We start from the raw sequence: 26,135 nt of genomic DNA on the forward strand, positions 1-26,135 counted from the left end.
CGCCGCCGGCGGCGAAATCGAGGTTCCCGGAGAGCAGGGCTTCGTTCATGCCCGAGCCGCCGGTGAAGCGCAGCCACTCCGTCTTGAGCTCCAGGCCCTGCTGGCGGGCCTGCTTCTCGAGGAGCTTCTCCTCCTCCATCACGGTGAGTGGCAGGTAGGAGATGCCGAACTGCTTGGCGAGGCGCACCACGGAGGCCTCAGCCCGGGCGGATCCCGCATTGGCCAGAAGGCTCGCCGAGACCAGGGCCGCGGCGCCGCAGAGCCGGATGAGACGGCCGAATGCCATGAGTTCCTCCTGCGTAGGCCCGAATTCTCTGGTCCGGTGCCGATCGCCACGATAGCCTCGCGCAGACCGCTGTCAACGGTCATATGTCATATACATGAGTTACCGATGTCCAACCGTATTCGGGGCGTTGCCAATCCCCAGGCGCAAGCCGAAGTCCCTGGCGCTCCGGAGACCGCGCCCGTGACGGCGCCTTTGGCGAGCCGCCCGCTCTACCTGCAGGCGCGCGACCTGCTGCTGCGCCGGATCGTGGACGGGACCTGGAAACCGGGCGGCTACCTGCCGAGCGAGCCGCAATTGGCCCTCGACCTCGGCGTCTCCATCGGGACGATCCGCAAGGCCATGGAGGACCTCGTCGGGCAGGGCCTACTGGAGCGCCAGCACGGGCGCGGCACCCAGGTGGTGCCTCATTCGAGCGACCGGTCGCGCTTCCGCTTCCTGCGCTTCGTCCACGGCGACGGGCGGCCGTTCCGCCCCGTGGCCCTCGTTCTCTCGGCCGGCACCGCGCGGGCCGACGCGCAGGACCGGGCGGCCCTCGGGCTGGGGGCGGGCGCGAAGGTGATGGTCCTGCTACGCACCCGCAGCGAGGACGGCGTGCCGCTGATCTACGAGCGCATCGCGCTGCCGGCCGAGCCCTTCGCCGCGCTGAAGCCGGAACCCGGCGCCGAGATGCTGGAGGAGATCTACGTGCTCTACCAGGCGCGCTGCGGCCAGACCGTGGCGCGGGCTCGGGACACGATCGCTACCGACCGGGCGAGCCCGGCCATGGCGGACGCCCTCGGCTGTCCGCCGGGCGCCCCCCTGCTGCTGGTGCGCCGGGTCGCCGTCGCTCTCACCGGCGACCCGATCGAGTACCGCCAGAGCTGGACGGCGGCGCTCCACTACCGCTCCGATCTCGATTGACGGAACGAACGTTCGTCCGGGCCCGGCCCGCCTCAGGCCTGCATGCCCCAGCGCTGGAGGGTGCGGCGCTCGATGGTCTGGAAGATCAGGTTCTCGACGCAAAGGCCGATGAGGATCACCGTCAGCAGCCCCGCGAAGACGTTGGGGATGTCGAGCATGTTCTTGTTCTCGAAGATGAACCAGCCGAGGCCGCCCGAGCCCGAACTGACGCCGAAGACGAGTTCCGCGGCGATCAGGGTGCGCCAGGCGAAGGCCCAGCCGACCTTGAGGCCGGTGAGGATGCTGGGGAAGGCCGCCGGGATCAGGATCTTGGTGATGAGCCGGCTGCCGCGCAGGCCGTAATTGCGGCCGACCATCTTCAGGGTCCGGGAGACCGAGAGGAAACCCGAATGGGTATTGAGGGCGATGGCCCAGGTCACCGAATGGACCAGCACGAAGATGAGGCTGCCGTTGCCCAGCCCGAACCAGATCAGCGCCAGGGGCAGAAGCGCGATCGCCGGCAGCGGATTGAACATCGACGTCATCGTCTCGAGGAAGTCGGTGCCGATGCGCGAACTGATGGCGATGCCGGTGAGCAGCGTCGCCAGCACGATACCGAGGCCGTAGCCGATCAGCAGGACCTTGATCGAGCCCCAGGCCCGCATCGGCAGCGTGCCGTCGGCAACCCCGCGCCCGAAGGCCGCCACGGTGGCGGAGAAGGTCGGGAACAGGAGATCGTTGTCGAGGAAGCGCCCGTAGGCCTCCCAGATCAGGGCCAGCACGGCCAGGATCACGAGCTTGCGCAGCCAGCCGTGATTGTAGAGGCGCTCGAGGGTCGAGAGGGGCTTCTCGACGATGGCGCCGCCATAGGCGCCCCCGGTCTCGCGGACGATTTCGGGGCGGGCGGGGCGGAGCATGACGGGGGACACCAGCGCCTTCGCGGTCCTAGACATTCTCCGCCTCCTTGATTTCTTCGGAAAACAGCATCTGGTGGATGCGCTGTTCGAGCAGCAGGGTTTCCTGCGGTGAGCCGGCCGTGTTCAGCTCGGCCTTGACCTCGCCGGGATGAGGCGAGAGCAGCAGGATGCGCGAGCCGATCTTGATCGCCTCGGGGATGGAGTGGGTGACGAACAGCACCGTGAAGCGGGTCTCCTCCCACAGGGCCAGGAGTTCGTCCTGCATCCGTTGCCGCGTCAGGGCGTCCAAAGCCGCGAAGGGCTCGTCCATGAGCAGGATGTCGGGCTCCATCGCCATACCGCGCGCGATGGCGACGCGCTGCTTCATGCCGCCCGAGAGCATGTGCGGATAGCTGTCGGCGAAGGCCGAGAGGTTGACCTTGTCGATATAATGCATGGCCCGCTCGTCGGCGGCCCGGCCCGACAGGCGCCCCGAGGCTTCCAGCGCGAACGCCACGTTCTGGCGCACGGTCTTCCAGGGCAGAAGCTGGTCGAATTCCTGAAAAACCATCATCCGATCCGGTCCCGGCTCGGTGACGATCTGACTCTTCAGGCGAATCTGCCCCTCTGTCGGCGCCATATAGCCGCCGACCGACTTGAGGAGGGTGGATTTCCCGCAGCCCGAGGGTCCGAGCAGGACGAACCGGTCGCTCGGGAAGACCCGAAAGCTGACCCGGTAGGTCGCCGTGACGAGGTGGTTGGGGGTCTTGTACTGCAGCGTGACGCCGTCGACTTCCAGCAACGGCTCAGTGAAGTCCGATGGCAAGCCTGTCACCAAGCTCATAACATCCTCCCTTAAGCCACGCGCGCGGCGGCAATGCTGATTTTACGAGCGGTCTGGAGCCGCTTTTCTATATGGACGCCCGCCCCGCCGAACCCGAAGCGTCGAAGCGGGCGGAAGCGTCGGTCGCGCCCCTTGGATACCAAGCACGATCCTTCCTGTAAATATAATAGCTATCTATTATAAGACAGGAATATGTTCCTTGTGCCAGAGGGGTCTCGTGGATCAGGGCTAGCGGGAGGTCGAGCCGACCTTGACCGAAAGATGCGCGATCGCCCGCCGACGCGGAGGCTTGGCTCCCGCAGGCGCAGCAAGAAGCGCGTCGCGGTGTTCCGCGCCCTGGTCGAGACCGCCGCGGCTCAGACCTGTCTGCCCCGGCAATGTTTCGAGGTCGCGATCCGAGCGTTGCCGTCCGACTCGATCTACGAGTCGGCGTTGTCGGACGAGCGCGTCATTGAAGGTTGGGAAGATTGATGGTGCCGCAAGTCCGAACCAGCCAATCACCCACTATGCCGGACCTCGCATTCGTGTTTCGTGCCCGCGCTGCCTGAGGGAGTGATGTCTGAGCTAGAAACACAACAGGATGCGGGACTCCGCTAACCCATCCCGTCAAGCCTGCGCCGACTGCCGTGCCTCGTTCCAGCCGCGATCACTACCATCTCCGCCGATTGGACGGTTTGTTGCAAGATCTTTTCATACCACCATAGGGCATCCACTAGACTTAAAAACTGTGAAAAATTTCATCTTTACTTTGCATGGAATTCGCTTCAAAGTTGAATTTATTGCACGTACAGGTGTTCAGATGCTCTTAAGAGAGAATCAAACCGAAGCTGCCCTTCTAATCACCAAAACTTTGGCTGAAAATCTCGATGCTGAAGGGTTCCATCGCAGACAATTTATCAATGATTTTTTTGCCGACGAGCCTGCCGTAGCTATGTTTTACAAAGACTCGAAATTGGAACAGCATTCAAATATGCCTGCTGGAGGAAATTTTATCACTATTGGCGCATTCAGCTATTCTTTCACTCGTGATTTAGTGCGCGGTATGCAAATCGGTCGTTACTGCTCAATAGCTGGGGGTCTACAGGTTTTCAGTACGCAGCACCCAATGACAGGAATATCTACGAGTGCTTTTATATATGATTCACATGAGACATCCGTTGCTGCCGAGCTTGATAATAGAGGCGTTTCTGGTTTTCCGTTTCTAGCTGCTCCACAAAAACCCGCGCCAATTATTGAAAACGACGTATGGATTGGTATGAACGTGACTTTAGCTAGAGGGATAAGAATAGGAACAGGAGCAATTATAGGAGCAGGATCAGTAGTTACAAAGTATGTTCCTCCATATACAATAGTCGGTGGCAATCCAGCGAAATTCATTAGACGGCGGTTCGCTGATGAAATCTGTGACCGTATGTTGGCATCAAGATGGTGGGATTACAGTTTTGTAGACTTGGGCCCCATGGACATCGCCAATCCTATAAATTTCCTTGAAAGATTCGAATATGTAAAGTCCAGACAGGGGTTGAGTCCGTTGACACCAAAAATTTTGGATTGGGATAGAATGATATGTTTGTTAGATAAATAATGATTGATTCGGGGTATGTCTAATTAGATCATTTTCTGTTCAGCTAGTATTTATTATAATTCATCGAAGCGTAATTATTTATAAGCCCTCCCAAATCTTGGTCTTTGCACTGGGCGGGTATGAGTTCGAGCGGCATGCTCGCTTACGCAACTCATAGTTGATGCGCTCAGAGGAGTAGTAGAGACTGTTGCCGTCGATCAGCGCAATAGCTCGACTCACCGCACCAGCCCAGCGCGAGCGACGTGCCAGCGGATCGAGAAACGGATCACGCCCCAGATCTCACCCTCTACCATCTCCTCGACCGCAAAGGCCGGCAGGTTGGGATTGTCGAAGGCCAACCGCGCGACGTTGCCCTCGATGACAAGGCGCTTCACGCTCATCGTGCCGTCGACGATCGCCACCACGACGCTGCCGTTGCCGGGCTTCAGGCTGCGGTCGGCCACTGCGAGATCGCGGTCGAAGATCCCGACCCCGCGCATGGAATCGCCCGAGATGTTCCAGGCGAAGGTCGCCGGCGGGTTCGGTGCGAGCCAACGTGGCAGCTCCAACGCCCCCTCCAGGAAGTCGTCGGCGGGCGACGGGAAGCCGGCGCACAGCGCGGCTCCCTGGATCGGGATACGCACCAGGCTGTCCCCAGCTTTCGCGAGATCGTCGACCCGATAGAAGCCCACAGCGGCATCCTTCCGTGATAGAACAGAAAGAGAACAAACAGCCGCAGGTTTCTCGGTCAAGCTCGGCTATACCGCGTGTGGTTAACGGGGACAGGTTGGCCTGCGCTGGAACCGAGGAGCGGTCACATGGCGATGAAGACCACCTTCATGGTGCAGACGTTCGCGATCAAGCGGAAGCGCCTCGTCCCGGGCGACTGCGAGCGGTCGCCGACCGAGAGCGGCGCGCTGAAGAAGGCAGAGGCGATGGCTGCGCGGATGCCCGGCACGGCCGCGATCAAGGTAGTGGCCGACGACGAGACCGGCGAGCTGGAGGCCGCAACGATCTTGGGGCAGTTCGGGGAGATCCCGGAGGACTTCGCCGAGAGCCTGCAGGCGGCGTGAGGCAAGCGTGACGTTCAGCGAGGAGGCGGCGGAGCTGCACCGGATCGAGGCGGTGGCCATGAGCCTGGGCCTGACGGAGACCGTGTTCGAGCACATCCTTCGCAGCGTGACATCGGCGGCACGTGTCGGCGCCTCTGCAGAGGAGCAGCTAGCCGAAATCAGGGTGCGCGTTCATGCGTCAGCGCTGCCAGGAGCGCGTACTCTGCCTCGGAAGTTAGCCCTTCAACAATGTTAGGGCGGAAACCGAGTGCCAGCAGTACCTGAGACCGACGAAGAGTTCCGACGCAGGATCTTGCGCGTAACGGAGGAACGTGACCTGCAGGGGGTTCGATATGCGCGGGGCGAAACGCTCGACGCGCTGGGCCGGAAGTACGGGCGCTTTCGGTACGGCGCGCCACTCGTGGAAACGAAAAACCCGCCGCGGCCAGAGCCGGGCGGGTGAAGGTAGGGCCTTGAGTTGCCGGGGCGTTGGCAACTGAGGGCGTGTGCAATCTGGATTTGAAAGCTTGCGTGAGGCTTCATCACGCGCGTGTGAAAAAGCTGTCTCGCAGATCGGCACGCCGAGAAACTACGTGTTGCGTTTGACCTGACTCGACAGCGCACGCCGCTCCGGCCAATCAGACTCCCGTTACTCTGGAGAAGCGTCTTGGTCAGATCGTCCGAACTCGAAGCGCACATGCGCGCTCAGGAACTGTTCGAACGCGAGAACCCAGGCCGGCTGTGGCGAGCTCCTTCAGGTACTACGCCAGGCTCAATCGTTGATCGGTCGGCTGCCGGCCTCCTCGAGCGGCAAAACTACCTGTCTCGGGTTCGTACTAAGATGCGGGCGGAAGGCGTTCAGATCGAAAAGGACGAAGAAAACCTGACGCAGCTCTCGCTGGGCGCGTGACGGCGGCGCTCGGCCAACGTCTCACTACTTCTTCAGCAAGCGCCGCAACTCCAGTTCCTGCCGCACTTGTTCGCGTACCAGGGGCTGGATTGCGTCGAGTTTCAGTTTTCGTTCAAGCGTCTCTGTAGCGGCGCCCTCGTAGGGGCGGATCGAGTTCCGACGGATGCGCAACAGTTCGGTAATGGATATCGTCACGCGTACTTCGTGGATGGCGTTTATATAGTCGTCAATTGCCAGCATACCATAAGCGAACAATAAGAGCCCGCCGCAGCTTTCGCTGGGCGGGCCAAGTTTAAGTTGAGGAAAGCCTTGGGAGGCATGAGGCAATCCTAGCATAAAATCTGCCGTGGGACAGGGCGCGCAACGGCACCTTCAACTATGCTACCCCAGCTTTGCGAACGGCAATCTTTTGACCTTGAACGGGATCACAGTCTTTCATCTCAAAGGCCATGAAAGAAGACGCGACGAAAGCCCCGGAGCCGAAGCTCCGGGGCGCGCCGTAGACGGGGATAGCGGGGATCAGCGGCGCGTCGGCGGTCGGCCGAGCAAGGCCTCCAGGATCTCCGCACGCATGGTCTGCATCTCCGACCGGACAGAGCTGACCATGCCGTCGATCCGTCCCTCGAGGCGGGTGATGACGTCGCCGGTCACGTACTTCTGCGCGACCTCGACCTTGAAGGCGTTGAGCGCCTCGCCCTGACGTTCGACGTTCAGCTTCACCGCCTGAAGTTCGATCGCGAGGGGGCTCACCGCCTCTTTCTCCCGCGTTTTCAGCTTGGCGCCGATGGCGTCCCAGCCCTTCAGAACCGCGATCTGGAAGACCGCGAACGCGACCAGGGCGGCCCAGGTGATCGGGCCGCTTGAGAGAAATGACGTATCCATATCGGCCCCCATGGGCGGGTCAGGCGCGCCAGCATTCCGGTCGCGCGGTGGGCACGATAATTTTTGCCGCCACGATCGTGAGGCCGAAAATTAGCGTGCGACCCCACCCCGCTGCGGGGGAGGGGTGGTGGATCGTGCTACTTGGTGAAGAGCTTGCGGAGCGTGCCCTGGACCCCGGCCACGCCGATGACGGACAGCACGATGTACCGCTCCATCTCGTCGTAGGGCGGCGGCAGCTTCGCGACCCGCCAGTTGAACAGGAAAGTGGAGTCGAGGACGATCGCGCCGAAGTGGAGCATGCAGAGCCCGAACGCGGTCGGGATCATCCAGGCCGTCCAGGGTGAGAGGTGCTGCGCGGCGCGCTCCTGCGCGATGACCTTGCGCTCCTCGACGTAGGCCAGGAGTTGCGCCTGGGCGACGGTGGTGTCGCCGGAGACGTTCTGGCCGTTGGTCAGGACCGTGTTGTCCGATCGCTTGCCGAGGTAGTCGAGCAGCTTGCCGGCGATGCCCGGCAGGCCGAGGATGAGCGAAGCCCACATCAGCGCTGGTCCCGCCCGGCGTCCTGGCCCGCCTGGCGTGCGCCATCGCGAGCTGCAGCCCGGACGCTGTTCATCACCGGGATGGAGACGAGGCGGAGCAGGCCGAGCCCGGCGCCGATCTTCGCGCCGTAGCCCTCGTAGCCGGCCGGCAGCACGCTGGCCCAGTCGAAGCCGACCAGCGCGTTGAGGACGTCGGGCGCCGCGAACAGCACGGCCAGCAGGATCATCCGGAACCCGACGAGGCGGGCGTTGAGGCGGGCGAGCACGGTCATGGTCAGGCTGCCTTTCGCGAGAGGGCGGCGTGCAGCCGGGCCCAGAAGCCAAGCGGCGCCGGGGAGGGCGCAGAAGAAAGCCCGCCGGTGGGGGCGGGCTGGGTGGAGACCTTAGGAGGGGAGATCGGAGCGCTAGGAGGGAACTTCCCCGTCATCGGAGCGAGCGGATCCGGCGCAGGCGTCGCCGCTGGCTTGGCCACCGCCGGCGCCGCGATCGGGGTGCGATCCGTGCGCCGCGCCTTCGGCAGGGCCTTGCCGTAGGGCGTGAGGAACTGGTCGGCCTCGGCCTGCCGGCGCGGGATGATCTCGGCCGGCTTCTTCCACATCAGGATGGCGTCCGCGCAGCCCTTCGGGTCGCCGGCCATGAACTTGCGCAGGAAGGTCGAGCCCTGAAAGCCGCCCGGGCCGATGTTGAAAACGATCGACACAAAGGCGTCGAACTGGTGCTGCGCGATGGGCTTGTCGCCGATCGCGGCCCGGACATAGCCGGTGTATTTCGCGAAGGCACGGGCGTTCAGGTCGTCGGCCTGCGCTTCGGTGATCCGCAGCCCGGGGGTCACTTTGATCAGGCCTGAGGCGGTGGTGACGCCGCACGCAATCGTCCAAACGCCGACGCTGTCTCGGTAGGCCTCCAGACGGCAACCTTCGCGCTTCTCCAAGGCCTCGCGGCCGATGGGGGAGAGATCCATGTCGGGGCATCCCTGCAGGAGGTAGAGACCGCACAGCGCGGCCAGGAAGGGCGGCACGTCAGCCGCGCGGGGCGGTGCACGCCCGATCACCGGAGGGCATCATTGCGACGCCCTCCGGGCATGAAAAAACCGCCCGGGGGCGGCGGCTGGCAGGTTGATGGTCGGTTCGGCGCTCAGTGTTCAGGCGCAGGTGGCCTGCAGGTACTGGTCATGCACTTCGGTGCTGCCGTCCGTCGTGCCGCGATAGGCCTGAACGGTCACGCGGTAGGCCCCGCCGATCTGGAGGTTGCGAGCGATGAGCCCGATCTCCCCGCGCTTGCACAGGACGTTCGGAACAGCGATTTCACCTCGAGTGGCCCCGAACGTGAGTACGGCACCTGTTCCGACGTCGGTCAGCTTGAGCCTCGCCAGGCCCTGCACGGGCGCGGAGCCCTTCTGTAGGAAAGCGAGGTCGGCCGTGGCGCTGAGCGTGCGCCCCGTCGCGACGAAGTCCATCTGCAGGAAGTCTTCGTAGTCCCCCATGATCGTGAAGTTGGTGGGCGCGGCCTTGGCCGCCGAGAACACGCCGGCATCCGCACGGTTCGGGTCCAGGATCTCGAAGACCAGCCCGCGCGTGGCGACCTGACGAACCCGGAGCAGGCCCCGGTCCGCGCCCTTGGTGAGCATGCCCGGGGTGGCCCCGACGCCGAAGATGTCGTCGACAACGGAGGCGGGCAGGGCCGAGAACAGCAGGTGCTTGTCGTTGATCCACCCCGTGCGCTGGAAGCGGATGCTGTCGCCGGGGATCGCATCGTCCAGGGCGATACCGGCGAAGCGGTTGATCGTGTCGGCCCCCGTCATCCGGCGCACGTTCTTACCGACCCAGGCCAGGGCATGGCCCTTCAGGATGGTGGCCGTGTCGACGTTGAGGCCGTTGCCCTCGCGGTCCGGCTGATAGACCGGGCCCCGGTTCTGGTAGGGCTTGGCCAGCCGGAACATGCGTCCGCCCGTGCTGCCGCCCATCGCCGTGGCGAGCTTCGCGTTCAGGTCGCTGATGACGCCGCTGTTGCTGAAGGCGGCGTAGTTCTTGTCCGCCGTCAGCGTGATCGAAGCGCCGCCGTCGAACACGAGCGTGCCGCTCAAGGGTGCTACGCTGAGATCACCGAGCCGGGGGCCGAGGCCGACGCCGGGGTCGGGCTCGCCGTCCTGCACCTCCACCGCATGGAAGCTGTAGGCCACGGCCGGGTAGTCCGCCGCACCGCGCCGCACATCCGGGTTCGGGCCGAACAGCGCCTTGAACAGGGGGCCGTCGAACGCCACCGCCGAGGTCGGTCCTGCCACCGATCCGAGCGCCAGGCACGAAACGTTGCAGGTCGCGATCCAATCGACCGGCGAACAGCCCGCGAGCGAGATCCGGTAGCCGTAGCGGTTGGCCCGGTGGTTTTCGAGGAGCACGCCGGGGATGGTGTAGACACAGCCGAGGTTGACAAACCCCGTGAGGGTCACGCCGCGCGCCGTGATGGTCGAGATCTGGCCCGACCCCATGCTGGTGGCGTCGATGCAGGTGCCGTCATCGTTCGTCGCCGTCAGCGAGCCACCCTCGAACAGCACGCTGGCGGGCTCGTTCCAGTTGATGTTGTCGTGGCAGCCGAAGGCCGAGGTCGGGCTGAGCGCCGTGCAGGACAGGAACGTCTGCCGATTGCCGGCATGGTGCCCGACGCCGATCGCGGTCGTGTTGACCCAGGTCGTGGCGCCATGATGGATGACCGTGCAGCGCCGAAAGATCTGGACCGCCCGCTCGCGCGAGTTGCCGCTCTCGATGTGCCACGGGTAGCGGATATTCCGCCCTTCGAACCAGAGGTCGTTGAACTCCCCACTGGTCCGCAGGTCGAGGATCTGGATCAGGTACTGGTTCGTCTGATCGTCCCGGAACAGCCCGAGCAGCTTGTTGCTCTCGGCGGGTCCGACACCGACGATGTTCACGAAACTCGCCGTCTTGATCGATGCGGTGGCGGTGCAGGCCTGCACATCACCCCCACGCACGAACACGGTGTTGGGCTCGTCGGCCGAGGCGGCGAACTGAACCGCGTCGGCCGCCGCCATCACGCGCAGGAAGTCGGTCGAGCCGTCCGCCGCCACCGTGACGCTGTCGCGATAGGTTGGGCGGTGCTGCATGCGCGAGCGCACCGATTCCTCGTAGCGCTGGACCTGGGCCGAGGCCGTGGTCGTGCCCGGCGTCGAGACGATCTCCATGCGGATCTGGCGCAGGGCGACGATCTTGATGGCCGGCACGGCGACCGAGCCCTCGGCCACGCCGAGATAGTAGGTCAGCTGCCTGGCGCCGAAGCCCACCGTGCAGTCGACATCCGCCTCATAGATGCCTGGGGCCGTCCGCTCGAGCGTCGTCTGACTGGCGCCGCCCTGCGAACCGTCCGCAAAGTCGACCGTCGTCCCGTAGCTATAGAGGACGGTGGTGGCCTCGATGTCCGAGGAGGTCTGGAACGCGAACCGCAGACGAACCTTCGTCCCGGCATCCAGGCCGGTCAGGGGGACCTCCGTCGCCACGACCGTGCCCTTGCCGCTGGACCCGGTCGGGATGCGGAAGCCACGCCCCTGGAACGCAGCCGCGGCGCCGCTCGCCAGCGACAAATAGAAGTTCGTCGAGACGCTGATGAGCTCGCCCACGGCCATCGGCAGGGGGCCAAGCCGGGTGTCGAGCACATCGGTGGTGCCGGTCGCGTCGGAGACGAACCATTCCGTCGAGATCAGGGTGGCGGTGACGTCGGCCGGACACGGCACAGCCGTACCGGCAATCAGCAGGACGAGGGTGATCTGGGTCTCGGCGCCGGTGAACACCACGTCGCCTTCGAGGCAAAGCGTGTCGAGCGCCGTCGCGTAGGCCCGCACCGTCACCGGGTTGACCGAGCCCTCCCCGACGAAAGCGATCGCGGAGTTGCCGGCCGCATCCTTGACCGCGTTCAGCACGTCGATGGAGGTGCGGAAGGTGGCAACGAAGCGCGCCGGGCGACCGGCTCGAAAGGCAGCCTCGCCGGGCTTGAGGACGCAGCGCGCACGAGCCTGCGTGTTGCGCCCCGTCTGTCCGGCCGGGATGCGGAACCCACCACTTTCCTCCGTTGCTCCGGTGGAGGTGAACCCATCGAAGAACTGGGACCCATTCGCGATCACCGCCAAAGGGCGGTTGGCCAGCGAGAACTTGGGGGCCGCCAGGGTGCGCGCCGTGGTCTCGCCCGCCTTCGCGCGGACGACCTCACGGTCGAGGACCTCCAGCGGGGCCGTGATCGCGGCGAGCGCGTCCGTGTAGCCCATGGCCGCGAGCAGGGTGTTCGCGTTCCCGGCCGCGACCACGTCGGACGCGCCGCCCGTGTCGCTGGCGTACCAGAAGGTCTGATTGAGGCTGACGCTCGCGTCGGCCGTAACGGGGCGCGCCCCGCCGGCCACGAGCACGTTGGCGGCGATCTGTGAGATGGGTCCGGTGAGGACGCCGGACAGGACCAAAATGTACGTGTCGGCCTGAGCGGTCAGGTAGAGCGCGGCGGTGAAGCCCGCCGGCATACCCTCGGGCGTGATGGCGAGGCGCGTGTCCGACGCCCCGCCGGCACCGACGAACGCCTTGTCGAAGCCGATCGTCGTCTTCAGCTCGGCAACGAAGTCGAGGGGCCGGCCGAGATTGCGCGCGACCTCATCGGGCTTCAGGTCCCAGTACACCCGCAGCAGCGAGCCGGAGCCGGCCTGGCCGGTGGGCACGCGCCAGCCGTTCGAACCGTTGGCGACGCTGCCGCCGCCCAAGCCGACGAAGCTGCGGGGCAGGACGATGAACTTCGGGCTGGCCTGGCGCTCGCCGAGACGTGCGCGTGCGGCCTCACTATCGATGCGACCTGAGAGCCCGTTGGCGGCATCGACTGCGCCCTGCACGATGTCCCGTGCGGCCTCGGCGCCGGCCTGTGCAAGCTGTGCCCCGCTGCGCGCGGCTTCGGCCGCGGCCTTGTCGGCGCCGATCGTCACGCGGTCGGCCGCCACCGCAGTGCGGTCCGCTGCCGTGCTCGCTGCATCCGCCGCCACGGCCAGGGCTTGCGCCGCCACGGTCGAGCGTAAGTCGATCAGGCCCGGGATCTCGTCGAGGGTCGAAGCACCTGCCTGGACACGCCAGGCCGGCACCTTCGGATCCAGGAACACGGCGTAGTACCGGTCCTTCAGGATGCGGCCGGGCTGGAGCGGAACGCCGCCGGCATCGACCCACGGCAATGGGCCAAGCCCATCGACGTTGAGGGTCGCGACCGCGGTGTTGTCGCGATCGGCCCGGATCAGCAGCGCAAGGCCGGCCCGTAGGTCGGAGATACCCGAGTTCGTGGTCACGACGTAGGCGTTCAGCCGCCCCGTGGTCGTGATCGCACCGCCGACGTCGTCGGTGAACCGGCGCATCCCGGCCATGAAAGCGCGGATCGTAGCGGGCAGGGCGCGGGCGGAGGCGCCGTCCTGTGCGGCGATGAGGGGATCGACGACCGCGTTCTTGGCGGGCGTCAGGTCCCACGAAAACAGACCCATGGGGGCGCTCCGGGCATGAAAAAGCCCGCGCGCGGCGGGCGGGCGGGCTGGACAGGCAGTCGAGGCGAAGGGGGGCGTCAGGCCTTGATGGCGAAGGTCACGACGAGGCCGGGCGGGATGTTCGTGTGCGCCTGGCCGCCACCGGCCGAGCCGAGGTTCAGCGAGTGGGTGTGATCGTCCACCCGGGTGATCCCGTGGGCGTGCGCGTTCTCGGTCGGGATCGTGTGCGCGTGAGCCGCCGAGTCCGCCGTCGTGAGCGGGTGCTGGTGGGCCGGCGCGCCGGTCAGGGTTACGGAGTGCGTGTGCGCGCCGTTCCCGTCCGTAATGCCGGTGGTGTTGGTGCCGGATGGATCGCCGGCATTCAGGGCGTTGGTGCCGCCCGACGCGCCGTTGGTCGCGTAGTTCATCTGGCGCAGGTACTGGACGCCATGGGTGTGCGTGCCAGCGCTGTCCGTCGAGCCCGTGTGGGTGTGCGCGCCGCCGTCGCCGGTCGTTCCGACGTGCGAGTGAACGCCGCCGTTGGCTGTGGCACCACCATGGCTGTGCTGACCCGCATCCTGGGTCTTACCGCCGTGGTCGTGCCCGCCCGCCGGCCCGGTCGCCTCGCCCGTGTGGCTGTGCGCCGCGAGCTGCGCCTCGGTGAGGGTCACGGCCTCGACGCCGCCGACCGAGCCGAGGGCGCCGCCGAGCCCACCCGCGCCGGTCAGACGCCCGACACCGGCATCGGCACCGAAAACCGTGCGGCCGCGCAGGTCCGGCAGCCTGAACGTTCCGGCCGCATCGTCGCTGCCGTAGTACCCGCCGATCCGGGAGAATAGGGCCGCGTAGGTCGTGCGCGACAGCGCCCGCCCGTCGCAGATCAGCCAGCCCGACGGTACCGTGGGCGAGGCGAAGGACGCGACCATGCCGCATTCGGCAAGGTTCGAGCCGAGGATCAGGTAGAACGATCCAAGCCGCGCAACTCGGTAGATGACGGCGGGCTGCAGGTCGCCCGGGGCGAGATCGAGATTGCCTGGACGCCGGATCGGAAGGGCGCCCAGGCCATCGGGGGCCAAGGTAGCGGGGCCCTGGTTCGCGGCTGAGACCGTGAACGCCAGGGTGTGGGCTTGTTCGAACGAGGGTGCGTCGAAGAGCTGGTTCGTCGAGACGGCGTAGGCGTCGCCGCCCCCGCGGTTCGCGATCAGGCCGCCGGCGTTGTCGTCGCGCCAGCGCGCGATCGCCGCCATGGTCTCGCGGGCCGAGTTGTTCACCGACTTCGCCGGCTGGCCCTCGGACCAGTTGATCGGCGGCGCGCCGAGGTCGTTCGATTGCGCGTCGGTGGAGAAGTGGATCAGGCCCGTCATGGCGTTCCTCGGGGCGACGCGCAGGCCTCCGGCCCCGATGACGCGAGGCGTCCGGGTCGGTCCGTGCGGATCAGGGGTAGGGGGTCAGCGGCGCGAGGGCAGCAGGGCGAAGAACTTGCGGGCGTCGAAGGCCTGCGGGCGCGGGGCCGGGGCGGGCGCTGGAGCGGGCAGGGGCGCAGCTTCCGCGCCCGCCTGGGGCGCCGCTGCGCCTTGGCCCGCGCCGAGCATCTTCATGATGGCGCCGAGATCCGGACCGCTATCGGCCTTCGCAGGAGCGTCCGGGATGGTCGGGGCCGGCGCGCTGCTGCCGACCGGGCCGGACAAGCTGAAGGGCGCGCGACCGGAGGGCATGGACTCGCCCGGCATCAAGGGCGAGAAGTCGCCCCCAAGGAACGCCGCCGCCTTCGCGCGGTGCGAGCCCATCTGGTCGTTGACCTTGTCGGCCACGGTGCCGGGCGCGCCGCCGTTGCCCGCGTCCGAGGCATTGTAGCGCCCGGGGCGGCCCGCGTTGATGGTCGAGTACAGGTCCAGGATGCCCATACCCGGCTTGAAGCCGCGATCCGTCAGGTAGCCCTCGACCGCCGGCAGCTGCTCCTCGAAGCTTTGGCCCTGCGCCGCACCGTAGCGCTGCTGCTCGGGCGCGCCGAACTGGATCAGGCCGATGTGACGGTTGCCGGCGCCGCCCCGAATGCTCGGGTTGAACGTGCCGCCGGTCTCGTAGGAGATCACCGTCGCAAGATCGAGCGGGTTGGCGCCGATACGCTGCGCCGAAGCGATCAGGGCATCGCGTCGCGCGTCGGGCATGGCGGTCTCCTGGAACGCAAAAGGCCGCCCTTGCGGAGCGGCCCTGCGGGTCCGGCGCGCGAAGCGCCCGACGTTGGCTGTTTCGGGCGCTTTGCCCGTCGGGTCAAGTGTTCAGTTCAGACGCGTCAGCCGGAGCCTACGAAAGTTGCGCACCCTCAGGTCCGGCAAATTTCCGGAGCGCTGTCGTCCCGCCTGTGTTGCTCTGGAGCTATCGACGGCCCCGCGCCATCCTGCGTACCGTGCGGCTCGCGAGGAGCCATGGCGATGCAGTCCAAATCATGAATGGTGGTTGGCTTGAGCACATCGTGGTGTCCGCCGCCATGATTGCTTTCTACGCCTTCATCGCAATCGGCTCCGTTGTCATGTCGCGCCAATCTCGGCATGCGGGACTGACGGCTGCCATCGCAGGCCTTGGCCTCACCTTTCTCGTCGCGAAAGGCCAGTACGGGGGATACAGTGCCGACTTCGTAGCGGGTGGCTTGGCAGGAGCATGTCTCGGGATTGCCGGGGTGCTTGGCTTGGCGGCCCGCATGCGTCACCGTCGTTAGACCCTGAGCTGGGATGATCCGGATGCCGACCCGCCGTGACGTCTTCCTGTGCTGGCTGCTCTTCACCATCGCCATGGCTGTGGTTGGCTGGCTGCTGCGGGCCAGCCTGCCAAGTGCCCTGGCATGGCTCAACGGGGCTCTGGGCGCCGACACTGTGACCGTCGCCATGGTGGCAACCTGGTGCGTCGGCGCTTTCTTCGCCTACCGCCCCCTACTTCGCGCGTTCCTCGCGAAGCGGCGCCGCGCCGCCGTTCGCCAGTAGCAGCAGCCGGCGCGTGAACGCTTCGGCGTTCTTGCTGCCGGGCGGAGACTTCGCCAGCGCACGCAGATCCGGCATGGCGCGCGGATCGGTCAGGAGCCGCGCCAGGGCCTCGGTGTTGCCCATCATCCGCGCCTGGAGCATGGCATCGCCCGCGCCGCGCTTCAGCCCGACCAGTGCGCCGCCCGCCGCGCCGGAGAACCCGCCGACGCTGGCACCTGCGGCCGCGCCGGTTGCGACATCGGAAACGGCCTGCCCAATCGGGGTCTTCCCGCTTTTAAGCTGCGCTTGAATCGCCTGATTGAAGGCCGTGTCCGAGCCCTTGTTCGGCCGGTAGCCGGTCGCCTCCAGGGTGCTCAGGAAGGTGTCCATCCCCTTCCAGATCGTCTCGCCCTCGGGCAGCGCGCGGATCGTGGACTCAAGGTTGTGGCGCTGCTGCGTGTTGCCGCGAACCGCCGAGGCGAACCCGGCCCCGCCGTACTGCGACGCGACGCCCTTCGACTGCTGCGTCGCTTCGTTGAAGACGGATTCGAGGTGGATGCGGGCCAGATCGCGCGCCGCCGAGGGGCGGTTCCGAACCAGGGCGCCCATTGCCGTAGCGACTTCGGCCTGACTGCCGGGCTTCGGGTTGGCCGGGAACACGGCACGGATCGCGGCATCCACGTCCGGCTGCTGCGCGATCCGTCCGAGCGGCGATGCCTCGACCCGCACCATGGCATCGCGGGCGCGCACCACGCCCTCGAGGCGCTGGTAGACCTCGGGCATCTGGCCGAGCACGTCGGCCTGATCGCGCAGCGCCTCGTTCAGGCGGTTCGCATCAACGTTTCCGCGTGCGTCGGTGGCGCCGTCCAGGATCTTGGTTGCGACATGGCCTTCGTAGGCCTTGCGCGCCGTGGGCGGCGCGTTCTGAACGAACTCGCGCGTCGCGGTTGCACCCTGGAGGTGTGAGGGGACCTGTTCGGTCGGCGTCGACATGCGACCCGTGTTCGGATCCTGCCTCACGACCCGTGACAGCGGCGTGTCGCCGGTGAACGGGTCGAGCGGACGCGAGTTGGCTGCGAAGTTGGCATCCGCCGTAGCAACCTCGGGGACCCCCTTCAGCTGGCCGTCGAGGGCGGAGCGCGCAATTTGGAGGTCCCGCACCTTCGTGGCGTCGCCGGCTTCGCGCGCTGCCTGGATGCGGTAATCCTGACGCTCACGCGCCTTCAGCAGCCCTTCGATGGTGAGATCCGTTTGGCCATGGGCGCCGAACAGATCGTTGCGGAAGCGGATCAACTCGCTGCGCACATCACCCTTGGCAGAGCGGAGCTGCCCCTCAACAGCATCGAGGGCAGCCTGCGGATTCACCTGTCCGAAGCGGACGTCCGGGATCTGCTCCGTGACGGTGGTCGACTTCACGTAGGGGTCGAGCGGACCCTTCATCGCGCCGACGGTGCGCTCGTAGGCGTCGAGTGGGTCGACCTGCTCGCCGCGCATCAGGGCGCCGACCACGCGCTCGCGGATATCCGGATGCACGCCCTTCGGATCGACGCCGACGCGGGTCAGGTCCTCGTCGAGGCGGCCCTCCGCCAGGGACCGGGCGTTGGCGTATTCGTCGGCCTGCTGGCCCGCACCTGCGCGACCCTTGGAGCGACCCGCGCTGTCGAGCGGGTAAGAGGGGAAGCCGCGCTGTTCGTTCTGGAGCTTGCGCAGGAGCTCGGACGAGATGTCCCGCGCCATGCCGCCGTCGGCGTCGGGCCGGAAATACCCCTCCTCGATGAGGCGCTCGCGCCAGAAGCTGTCGAGGCTCTTCCCGTCCGGACGCGCGACCTTTCCGACGCCAGGCACCATGAAGCGCTGAAGGTCGGTCGCGGCGGCTTCACCATCAAGGGCGAGCCCGCCGTTCCGGGCAATGAACCGCGCGAGGCTTTCCGGGCCCGGCTCGGCCGCCGCCGCGCCCGGGGCCTGGAAGGGCTCGGCCGGGCGCGGCGCATCGGCGCCGAACTGCGGGCGTGAGTAGGCCGGCTGCGTGACGATCGGCTCGCCTGGCCGCTCCACCGCGACCATGCGCTCGATGCCGACATTCTCCGGTGAAGCCTTGGCGGCCCCGTACTCGATATCGGCCTGAGCCTTGCGGGCCGCCTCGCGCGCATCGGCGACGCGCCGCATCTCGGGCTGGATGACTTGCCCTGCCGCGTCGTCCGTCACGCGCGGGCCTACGGCGGCGCGGGCCTGGGTCAGCGCCATGCCCTCGGGCGTCTGCGCCACGCCGGCCCGGGCTGCGCCCTGGAGGTCGACGCCCAGGCTCGACGGCGCGAGGTTCTGCGGCGCGATCGTCTCGAAGGCCGAGCGTGCCGCGTTGTCGACCGCAGCGGGACGTGCCGCATAGAACTGGTTCATGAGCCGGCCGCCCTCACCGCCGGAATTGGCGACGACGCGCGCGACCTGAGACAAGCGCGAGGCCTGCCCGCCCGTGACCGCGTTCACGGCCTCGTCCAGGCTCAGCGGCACGCCGCCGCCCGGCAGCGCACGGCCCTGATCGAGGAGGTGCTGTGCCGAGGCAAGGTCTTTCTCCGGGATGCCCTGGATCGCCTCGCGGATCACGGCCTCCCCGGGCTCGCCGCCGCGCAGCGCGCTGACGACCTTGCCGACGCCGTGGCCGATGACGGGTCCGGCGAGACCGAATCCACCGCCGAGCGCGGCGCCGAGCTTCACGTCCTCGAGGTTTCCATCGCTGCGGACGGCGGAATCGGCCGCCCCAAGCGCCGCACCGCTCACCGTGGAGGCGAGGGTCCGCACACCGAGCCCGCCCGCGCCTGCACCGAACGCTGCCGGTGCCGCCGCCACAAGGGGCAGGGTCCCGGCGATGCCGCCGCCGATCTCGCCCGCCATAGAGGCTTTCGGGTTCTCGGCCGCGGTGCGCTCGCCGAAAGATTCGACGTTCTTCATCTCCTGGGGGAAGGTCGTACCGTTCTGGAGGGCGCGGACCGCCGCGACGGCCCGGTTCACACCGCCGAGCAGGTACGGGCCCGCCACCGGCACGCCGTTGATGAGGCCCCGGCCGATCGCCGCGGCGCCGTCGCCTGGGAGGGCGGCCGACGGGCGGTCTACGACGCTGTCGGCCGGCGCGAACGGGTCGTGATCCACCGGCACCAAGCGCGGCGCGGCGGGCGCAGCGTCGGCGAAGGGATCGTGATCGACCGGGACGAGCTTCATCACTGCACCTTGAGGTACTTGCCAGGCCGGCTCGGATCGGGAGCGTACCAGAAGCCGTCCGGCGCCTGGCGCGCACCCTGCGGAGCGCCCTGCGGCGGTTCCTTCGGAGCGGACGCGGCCTCGCCCGCGCGGGCTTGCGGAAAGAGTGGGTTCTGCGCGGCGAACTCGTCCAGGGCCTGATCGAATCCGGCATCGAGGCGACCGCCGTTCTTCGCGGCATAGTCCCGGGCCAGCTTCGAGACGACCTGCTGGCGCTGCGCCAGGGACCGCGCCACACCGATGAGGTCGCGGTTTCCCTGCTCGGATTGCGCCAGGGTCGGTGCGGTCCGGGCGATGTAGTCGCGGTCCGTGTTCGAGATGCCAGGGCCGAGCGAGCCGCCCAGGCCGTCGAGCACCACCTTGTTCGATAGCGCGTCGAAGACCTCCGCCGGGGAGGCGGCGCGAGCGTCCTTCACGCCGAGCGCACCGAGGATCTGGTTCGCGCGCTTGGCCGACTCTCCCCCGAAGCCGGAGTAGAAGCCCGGCGCCTTCATCGCCTGTTCCATCAGGGACAGGGTGTTGAGGGTCGAGCCGGCGTTCCGGCCCTTCGTGGCCATGTCGAGCTGCAACTCGCCGTAGCCCTTGCCGACCACGGCGTCCTGGGCCTTTTCCGCTCCCATGTTAATGGTAGTGCCGGTCGGATTCACCGACGAAACCTTGCCCTTGCTGTCCCGCTGGTAGGAGCCGGCCGGAAGGCCGAGAGAGGCGCGCTCCGCTTCGGGGATCAGCGTGAAGGTCTCGTCGGGTTTACCGGCCGCCGCTCCCTCCGCCTGGGCCTGAGCCTTGGCGCGGATGGTATCCGCACCTGCCTCTGCCGGTCCGATCAGGGTCGAGGCGCTGGGCCGCTCCCCGGGCTTCAGCTCGTAGATGTTGCCGCCAACCGTGACGCGGGACACGCCGGTGCCGTGCGTCGGGTCACGTAGGATCTTGAGCGCCTCCGAGACCTGCCCGCTGTTCGAGCCGGCCGCGATCGCCTCTGATTCCGATAGGTTCGGGAAAGCGCGCTTGATGATCACGGCGTTGCCACCGAGCGCCTGGGTCTCCTGCGCGAGCTTACGCTGCTTCAGCCCAAGCTCGGCCTGCGCCAGGCCGGTTACGGCGCGCTGCTGTTCCGCCCGCTGGGCGTTCTGGAAGCCCGCCGCCAGCGCCGGTCCGACGCCGCGCGTGGTCATCAGGCCGGTGCCAAGCCCGATGAGGAGGTCGCCGCCGCCCCTATCAGTGAAGCGCTTCATCGCGCCCCCGAAATCGAAGCCTTCGTCCGGAGGGGCCGACGCAGGAGCGGCGGGCTTCGGGGTAAGCGACAGAGGCGCCGATGCCGGTGAGGCTGTCAGGGTCGGAAAGTTTCCGGAGGTCGGCACCGCGCCGGGCGCCGGCAGATCAGCGGGAGCGCTAAGGTCCGACGGGCGGGGCGGCGGCATGGGCGAGCCCACCAGCCCGCGTGCGGTGGGGATCGACGGGGCCGGCATCTGCTCTGCCACGGCTGGCGCCTCGGCCGCGCGCGGCGGGATGCGCAGCGATAGCGGGGCAGGGGCGGTGGATGGCGCAGCCGCTTCCGGCTCCGGAGCCATGATGGTGCCGGATGTGCCCGCGAAGGACTGCGGTGCGCCCATCGGCATCCGGCTGAACATGCGGGCGAGATCCTCGGGGCTCATCTCGCTCGGAAGGCCGAAGGGGATACCTGCGCTCATCGGCTGATCCTGTTCATTGATGGGGGCGGCCTGCGTAGGGTTCGGCGCGGCCAGCGCGGTGGTTCCCGCCGGCGATCCGCCGCGGCCGCCGCTGTAGAGGACCTGGTCGGGGCTGTAGAAGCTGCGGACCCGGCCCGGGGTGAGCGCAACGACCTGGTCGCCGCCGCCATGCTCGGCAAGGCCCCGGATCACCGCCGTGTCGAGGCCCTGCTCCTTGGCCATCTGGATCACCGCGCCGAGGTAGCCGTGCCCGTACGTGGCGCCGGTCGTGGCGGTGGGCTCCATCCCGTATTCGGTGAGCTGGGCATTGATCTCGCGATCGCGGGCCCGGCTGGCGACGAAGTCGGTGCGGTAGGCCTCGCGCAGGCTGTCCGCGCTGGCGATGTCGGCCGGGGTCGGCGGCGTGCCGCGCTCGGCGAGGTAGACGGACCGCGCCCGCTCGCCCAGCGCCGGGTCCGCCTCAATCATCTCGGGCAGGTCGAACACCTTGGTGCGGCCCGGGTCGACCGTGGTCCTGAACACCCGGGGGCCCGCCTGGACGCCCGCACCGGAGCCGTTCGCGTAGAAATCGGCTGTGTCGGGGTCGGGCGACAGGAACAGCGCCCCGCCCTCGCTGTGGCCCGGCGCCTTGCTGTGGTTCGGGTCGAAGCGCGCGAAGTCCGGGCCGCCGGTCGAGCCGTGGTACAGGTCCCAGGATTTCGCGCCCGGGTCGACCCGCGAGGGGAGCCGAACGTCGGGCGTGACGTCTTTCATGCCGGCGGCGAGGCCTGCCTCGAGCGCCGCGAAGGGATCGTCCGCCGCCGCCGCGCCGCCGAACGACCGGAGGGCGCCCTTGGGCGCCTTGAACGGCATCGAGCCCGTCATCGCGAGACCGGCGAGCCCCGTGGCGGCGCCCAGCGCCTCGTCCGAGGTATGGCCGGTGGCCGGATCGAACACGCCCTTTTCGCCGCGCAGAACCTGCCCGGGGAAGCGGGCCGCGTCGATCGCGTCGAACAGGCCCTGCGGCACGGCCGGGACCAGGGCGCCGCTGTCGTCGCGCCCAACCGGCAGGACGGAGCCGCGCTGCCGAACTGCGCCAGTCGGCGCCGACGTGACGACGGCCCGCCCCGTGACTGGGTCCACGACCGAGCGGCGCGGCGTGAACCCGAGCGGGTACGCCCCGGGAAAGCCTTCGAGGCCAGATGCCATCGCGCTGACCTCAGGTCGGGCTGTAGAACTTCGATGCGGTGCCGGCGATGGCGAGGCCGCCGCCGAGCAGCTGCTGCAGAAGCGAGGGCTGCGGCTGCTTCACCGTGGTGGTGCCGCTCGACGTGTTGCCCGAGGCCGCCACGGGGAGCGCAAGCTGCGACAGGAGCCCGATCTGGTTCCAGGGCTGGGCCTGGGTCTCGTTGAACACGTCCTGCGCTGCCGCGAGTTCTTTCTGCCGCGCCTCGTCCTCGACGGCGCCGACAGCAGCAACGGTGCGTCCGGGTTGGAGAAGCTGATCCTGTAGGCCGGGGATCTGCGCGAGACTGCCGAGCGCCGCGGCGCGGTCGCCCTGTGCCGAGGACAGCGCGGTGCCGGCCTGGGCGAGGCTCTGGGCGTTGTTCGACTGCTCGACGCTAGCGAGGGCCGAGGCGCCGGTCAGCGCGGCGGCGTCCGCCCCGGAGGCGAGGCCGGCGCCGGTCACAGCCTGGGCGGCGTTGCCGCTGCGCACGTTGTTCATTTCGCCGAGCAGTCCCGAGCGGATGCCGGTGAGCGCGTTCGAGGTGCTGTCGATCGCCGTGGCGGCCTGCGCCTGCCGGCCGCGCTCGGCCTCGTAGTCCTGGTAGCGCGCCTGGGTGCCGACGTTCGCGACAGCATCGGCCGTGGCCGCCGCAAAGCGCCCAGAGCCGTACCGGCCCGACGCGGCGAACTTCTGGGCAACCGACGACGCGGCCTCGTTCGAGGATCGGTCGATGATGTCGTCGAGGTAGGGGTTCGCCCCGCCGAGGTACTTGCCGTCGGCCACGTCCTGGAGCGAGCGCTGCGTCTGCGTCGTGGAGCCGACATCGCCGAGCAGGCCGGCATACCCCGAGCCGTCGAGCGCGTAGGCGCCGGAGGCGAGGCCCTTGCCCACCGTGGCGCCGGTGCTGTTCGGGTCGGCCATGCGCGACTCGGCCGAGGCCACGCCCGAGGTGTCGACGCCGGGGACGCCCATCAGGCCGGAGAGCGCGCTCTGGGTCGCGGCGGTCGAGCCGCCGGACTTCACGAGGTCACCCACGAGGCCGATCCCGGCCTGCGTCGCGCCCGTCGTGCCGCCCGCCGCCGCCTTCATGCTGTCGAGGCCGGACGTCGTCGTCGCGCCGAGCCCGGCCACGCGCTGGCCGCCGTAGACCTGCGAGCCGACGCCCGAGTCGTATGCGGTGTTGCCCGCGTCGATGATCTTCTGCAGCGACGGGACCGCGGCGGCGTACGGATCGGTCTTCGAGTTGGTTGTCTGGGTGGTCGTCTTCGTTCCGCCGCCGGGCATGTCAGAGGTCCTTCACGAGAGAGACGAGCGGGCGCCGGCGATACCCACGGAAGATGCGTTCCCAGCCGGGCCGGCCGCACAGCCGCACGGTCTTCGCGCCGTGGAAGCGGGCCCAGTCCTCGAAATCGGGGATGACGTGCCGCCACGCGCGCAGCGAGCCGCCGCCACACGCCACGAGTTCGCAGGCGAGGGTCTGATCCGCCTGGATGCAGAAGCGGGCGACGGCTGCGGCGCAGAGGGAATCGCCGTCCTGGATCGCGATGAGCCGGGCCTCGCCGGACATGCATTCAGCGCGCAGGCTGTCGGCCGAAATGTCGCCGACACCCCGCTCGCAGGCGCGGCGCATGAAGCCGTCGACGAGGAACCAGACCTCCGCGCAGGCGTCCGTCGGGATGGAGACAAACCGCATCAGGCGGGGAACACCGATTGGAAGGCGTCGAGCATCAGGCGCACCGCGAGGCCGGCGGGGACACGGCCGGTCAGCGTGCCCATGCCGGGCATCACGACCCGATCGAATCCATGGTCACGCGCCGCGAGGAAGGCGGCCTTGCTGGCGAGGTAGACGTCGGCTGGGTCGTGGATCGGGGTCGGCAGCCGCATGGTCGGCGCCGAAATCATGAAGGGCTGCCCGGCATCCCCGGTCGGGATCACCAGCGCCTCGCCGACGAGCAGCTCGCCGAGCGGGCGCTTCCGGATCTCCGCCTGGAGCGCGGCCTGCACGCCCCAGCCCCATTTGCGCGAGTAAGCGAGGTCGATCCCGCCATCCATCATGCCGAAGCTGTTGGCGGGCGACACTATGGCATCGGCCGGCAGCATCAGGATGTCGCCGATGTGGCCCGTCACCGCCTGAAGGCCACGCGCGAGCGCCTGGTTCTCTGCCTCGCAGGGAACGGCGGGGTTCAGATCGCAGATGACAAGACGCATCAGGGCCGCCGGATCTCGTAGCGGAGCACGCGGTCGGTCGCGTCGGACACGGCATGGCCGAGCACGAAGGCGCCGCGCGCCGTGGATTTTAGGAAGGTGCCGGCGGCTGCCGCCGAGGCGGACAGCGGCGCGAAGGTCACCAGGGCACCGTCCGAGCAGAGCGGATCGTCGACCCGCGTCTCGGTCTCGCCCGGTACCAGGATCACGTCGGACCGGCCGAGCGCGTTGGTCCCGCCCTGCGCAAGATCGCTGAGCGCCTGGACGACGCGGTCGAGGCGCTTCTCGCCTTTGCCGGGGACGATCATCGCAGGCCCTCGGCGCGTGCGCGCGGCTCGATCGCGGAGGCGTAGCTCCAGGCGGTACCGGCCGGGATGCGGACCCGGGCGCGGTGGTAGCGGGCCGAGGAGCGGCAGGGCGCGAACTGCTCGACGGTGGGTCCGGTCTCGGTGCGGTACACGACCGGCCGGGACTGCGACGGCGCCTCGCGCCCGCCCACCGCGACGCGCCAGTCGTCGGCGTCGCTGTCGAGCCGGACCGCGTCCACGAAGGTCCGGTTCGGCCGCGAGATCATCGCCTCCGCCGTCTCGAACAGCGCCTCGAGGTTCGGGCCGTTGAGCAATGCGAGGCGGTTGTCGGCGGTGATGACGCCGAGCGACGGGGCGCCACCGGCATAGGACGGATCGTCGAGGGAAAGCTGCCCCGGATCGTCGAGCGAGCCCGGAATGTCGTCGAGCGACACGGGCAGGGTCGCCGCCACGATGCCGAAGCGCACGGGCAGCCCGATGAAGGACCAGCGGTCGAGTAGCCAGTCGTAGAGCAGGATCTCGTCGAGGACGCCGAGGTCGGCCGAACTGCCGAGGCTGCGGTATGCAAACAGCACACGCGGCCCGCCCACGTCGCGGATCGCCACGACCGAGGCGAGCTGATCCGGATCGACCCGCCCCGCGAAGAAGCGGTTCACCCGCTCCGCGCCGATCGGCGTCGAGGCGCCGCCCTGGAACGCGTAGAAGCCGTCCCGGTCGAGGAAGAACACCCGTGCCCCGACCTTTGTCAGCGACCAGGGCGCAACGGCACCGCGGTTCTCCTCGAAGACCTCGAAGCCGAACACCTCGGCCGAGCCGGGCGAGAACACCATGCGCCGGATGGCGCGCTCCTGGAACACGATGCCGAACTCGCCGCCGGCGAACCCGGTCACCGCGCCGCCGTCGGGGAAAATCTGCAGGTCCGAAGTGTGGCCGTTGCCGACGCCCGGCTGCCAGAACTCGATGTCGCCGAGATCCGACCACTGCACCGCGTTGGGGTCGGAGGCGAGGCCGGCCAGCACGACGAACTCGCCCACCACGCCCATGTGCCGGGCCCGGGGCGGGTTGCCGTCCAGCGCCGCGAAGCGCCGGCCGTTGTCGATGTTGATGACCTGCACGGGCGTACCGAGGCTGCACGCCAGGAGCCGGTTGCCGTAGATCGCGAAGGACCAGTAATCGCCCGGCGG

At 68.0% G+C, this 26,135-nt stretch carries 24 protein-coding genes and 1 pseudogene; 6 read left to right on the plus strand and 19 right to left on the minus strand.

Features of this window, described 5'->3' with window-relative positions; genetic code table 11:
* Window positions 1-286 (minus strand): annotated as a pseudogene (locus tag MFF30_RS22540) (ABC transporter substrate-binding protein); the annotation flags it as partial.
* 105 nt (window positions 287-391) lie between these two features.
* Between MFF30_RS22540 and MFF30_RS22545 the strand changes: the two are divergent.
* A complete protein-coding gene (locus MFF30_RS22545) occupies window positions 392-1,186 on the plus strand; it encodes a GntR family transcriptional regulator (RefSeq protein WP_238282291.1) in 795 nt (264 codons plus the stop codon).
* Between the two features lie 32 nt (window positions 1,187-1,218).
* Here MFF30_RS22545 and MFF30_RS22550 read toward each other — a convergent pair whose 3' ends face one another.
* Together MFF30_RS22550 and MFF30_RS22555 are read right to left on the minus strand one after the other, a co-directional pair.
* Window positions 1,219-2,082: an ABC transporter permease gene (locus MFF30_RS22550; protein ID WP_238282318.1), complete on the minus strand. Its 864-nt coding sequence runs from the start codon at window positions 2,080-2,082 to the stop codon at window positions 1,219-1,221.
* 28 nt (window positions 2,083-2,110) lie between these two features.
* On the minus strand, window positions 2,111-2,905 hold the full coding sequence (locus MFF30_RS22555; RefSeq protein WP_238282293.1) for an ABC transporter ATP-binding protein: 795 nt from the start codon (window positions 2,903-2,905) through the stop codon (window positions 2,111-2,113).
* Window positions 2,906-3,166: 261 nt separating this feature from the next.
* Between MFF30_RS22555 and MFF30_RS22560 the strand changes: the two genes are divergently transcribed.
* On the plus strand, window positions 3,167-3,376 hold the full coding sequence (locus MFF30_RS22560; RefSeq protein ID WP_238282294.1) for a hypothetical protein: 210 nt from the start codon (window positions 3,167-3,169) through the stop codon (window positions 3,374-3,376).
* A gap of 256 nt (window positions 3,377-3,632) precedes the next feature.
* Window positions 3,633-4,490: a CatB-related O-acetyltransferase gene (locus tag MFF30_RS22565; protein ID WP_238282295.1), complete on the plus strand. Its 858-nt coding sequence runs from the start codon at window positions 3,633-3,635 to the stop codon at window positions 4,488-4,490.
* Between the two features lie 215 nt (window positions 4,491-4,705).
* On the opposite strand, the gene MFF30_RS22570 is transcribed toward MFF30_RS22565, so the two are convergent.
* Window positions 4,706-5,161: a LexA family protein gene (locus MFF30_RS22570; RefSeq protein WP_238282296.1), complete on the minus strand. Its 456-nt coding sequence runs from the start codon at window positions 5,159-5,161 to the stop codon at window positions 4,706-4,708.
* Window positions 5,162-5,287: 126 nt separating this feature from the next.
* On the opposite strand from MFF30_RS22570, the gene MFF30_RS22575 reads away from it, so the two are divergent.
* Together MFF30_RS22575 and MFF30_RS22580 are read left to right on the plus strand one after the other, a co-directional pair.
* Window positions 5,288-5,542, plus strand: coding sequence for a hypothetical protein (locus MFF30_RS22575; protein ID WP_238282297.1), 255 nt, complete (start codon window positions 5,288-5,290; stop codon window positions 5,540-5,542).
* A gap of 676 nt (window positions 5,543-6,218) precedes the next feature.
* Window positions 6,219-6,431: a hypothetical protein gene (locus MFF30_RS22580; RefSeq protein WP_238282298.1), complete on the plus strand. Its 213-nt coding sequence runs from the start codon at window positions 6,219-6,221 to the stop codon at window positions 6,429-6,431.
* A 24-nt stretch (window positions 6,432-6,455) separates the two neighbouring features.
* Here the strand turns inward: MFF30_RS22580 and MFF30_RS22585 are convergent, their stop codons facing one another.
* The 8 genes from MFF30_RS22585 to MFF30_RS22620 all read right to left on the minus strand — a co-directional run bounded on the left by MFF30_RS22585 (window position 6,456) and on the right by MFF30_RS22620 (window position 15,502).
* Window positions 6,456-6,626 carry a hypothetical protein gene (locus MFF30_RS22585; protein WP_238282299.1) on the minus strand — a complete coding sequence of 57 codons (171 nt, stop codon included), beginning with the start codon at window positions 6,624-6,626 and terminating at the stop codon, window positions 6,456-6,458.
* Window positions 6,627-6,950: 324 nt separating this feature from the next.
* Window positions 6,951-7,313 (minus strand): hypothetical protein, encoded by a 363-nt coding sequence (locus tag MFF30_RS22590; RefSeq protein WP_238282300.1) that lies wholly within the window; start codon window positions 7,311-7,313, stop codon window positions 6,951-6,953.
* A 137-nt stretch (window positions 7,314-7,450) separates the two neighbouring features.
* Complete coding sequence (locus MFF30_RS22595) at window positions 7,451-7,852, minus strand: hypothetical protein (protein WP_238282301.1); 402 nt, start codon at window positions 7,850-7,852, stop codon at window positions 7,451-7,453.
* Window positions 7,852-8,124, minus strand: a complete 273-nt coding sequence (locus MFF30_RS22600; RefSeq protein WP_238282303.1) for a hypothetical protein — start codon at window positions 8,122-8,124, stop codon at window positions 7,852-7,854. The genes MFF30_RS22595 and MFF30_RS22600 overlap by 1 nt, the downstream gene beginning before the upstream one ends.
* Window positions 8,125-8,126: 2 nt before the next feature.
* Window positions 8,127-8,783, minus strand: coding sequence for a lysozyme (locus tag MFF30_RS22605; RefSeq protein WP_238282305.1), 657 nt, complete (start codon window positions 8,781-8,783; stop codon window positions 8,127-8,129).
* A 210-nt stretch (window positions 8,784-8,993) separates the two neighbouring features.
* Window positions 8,994-13,355: a hypothetical protein gene (locus tag MFF30_RS22610; protein ID WP_238282306.1), complete on the minus strand. Its 4,362-nt coding sequence runs from the start codon at window positions 13,353-13,355 to the stop codon at window positions 8,994-8,996.
* Between the two features lie 77 nt (window positions 13,356-13,432).
* Entirely contained in the window at window positions 13,433-14,698 is a 1,266-nt protein-coding gene (locus MFF30_RS22615; protein ID WP_238282307.1) for a phage tail protein, read from the minus strand.
* Window positions 14,699-14,782: 84 nt separating this feature from the next.
* On the minus strand, window positions 14,783-15,502 hold the full coding sequence (locus MFF30_RS22620) for a hypothetical protein (RefSeq protein ID WP_238282308.1): 720 nt from the start codon (window positions 15,500-15,502) through the stop codon (window positions 14,783-14,785).
* 570 nt (window positions 15,503-16,072) lie between these two features.
* On the opposite strand from MFF30_RS22620, the gene MFF30_RS22625 reads away from it, so the two are divergent.
* Window positions 16,073-16,312: a hypothetical protein gene (locus tag MFF30_RS22625; RefSeq protein WP_238282309.1), complete on the plus strand. Its 240-nt coding sequence runs from the start codon at window positions 16,073-16,075 to the stop codon at window positions 16,310-16,312.
* Here MFF30_RS22625 and MFF30_RS22630 read toward each other — a convergent pair.
* The 7 genes from MFF30_RS22630 to MFF30_RS22660 form a co-directional block, all read right to left on the minus strand.
* Window positions 16,262-19,504 carry a hypothetical protein gene (locus MFF30_RS22630; RefSeq protein ID WP_238282310.1) on the minus strand — a complete coding sequence of 1,081 codons (3,243 nt, stop codon included), beginning with the start codon at window positions 19,502-19,504 and terminating at the stop codon, window positions 16,262-16,264. The two genes, MFF30_RS22625 and MFF30_RS22630, sit on opposite strands and share 51 nt — an antisense overlap.
* On the minus strand, window positions 19,504-22,419 hold the full coding sequence (locus tag MFF30_RS22635) for a hypothetical protein (protein WP_238282311.1): 2,916 nt from the start codon (window positions 22,417-22,419) through the stop codon (window positions 19,504-19,506). The genes MFF30_RS22630 and MFF30_RS22635 overlap by 1 nt, the downstream gene beginning before the upstream one ends.
* A gap of 10 nt (window positions 22,420-22,429) precedes the next feature.
* Window positions 22,430-23,722: a hypothetical protein gene (locus MFF30_RS22640; RefSeq protein WP_238282312.1), complete on the minus strand. Its 1,293-nt coding sequence runs from the start codon at window positions 23,720-23,722 to the stop codon at window positions 22,430-22,432.
* Window position 23,723: 1 nt separating this feature from the next.
* A complete protein-coding gene (locus tag MFF30_RS22645; protein WP_238282314.1) occupies window positions 23,724-24,131 on the minus strand; it encodes a hypothetical protein in 408 nt (135 codons plus the stop codon).
* Window positions 24,131-24,646 (minus strand): macro domain-containing protein, encoded by a 516-nt coding sequence (locus MFF30_RS22650; RefSeq protein WP_238282315.1) that lies wholly within the window; start codon window positions 24,644-24,646, stop codon window positions 24,131-24,133. Before MFF30_RS22650 ends, MFF30_RS22645 begins: the two co-directional genes overlap by 1 nt.
* Entirely contained in the window at window positions 24,646-24,951 is a 306-nt protein-coding gene (locus MFF30_RS22655) for a hypothetical protein (protein ID WP_238282316.1), read from the minus strand. Before MFF30_RS22655 ends, MFF30_RS22650 begins: the two co-directional genes overlap by 1 nt.
* A partial coding sequence (locus MFF30_RS22660; RefSeq protein ID WP_238282317.1) for a hypothetical protein occupies window positions 24,948-26,135 on the minus strand: 1,188 nt, incomplete at its 5' end. The genes MFF30_RS22655 and MFF30_RS22660, both read right to left, overlap by 4 nt.

The organism is Methylobacterium goesingense (assembly GCF_022179225.1).
GTDB lineage: Bacteria > Pseudomonadota > Alphaproteobacteria > Rhizobiales > Beijerinckiaceae > Methylobacterium > Methylobacterium goesingense.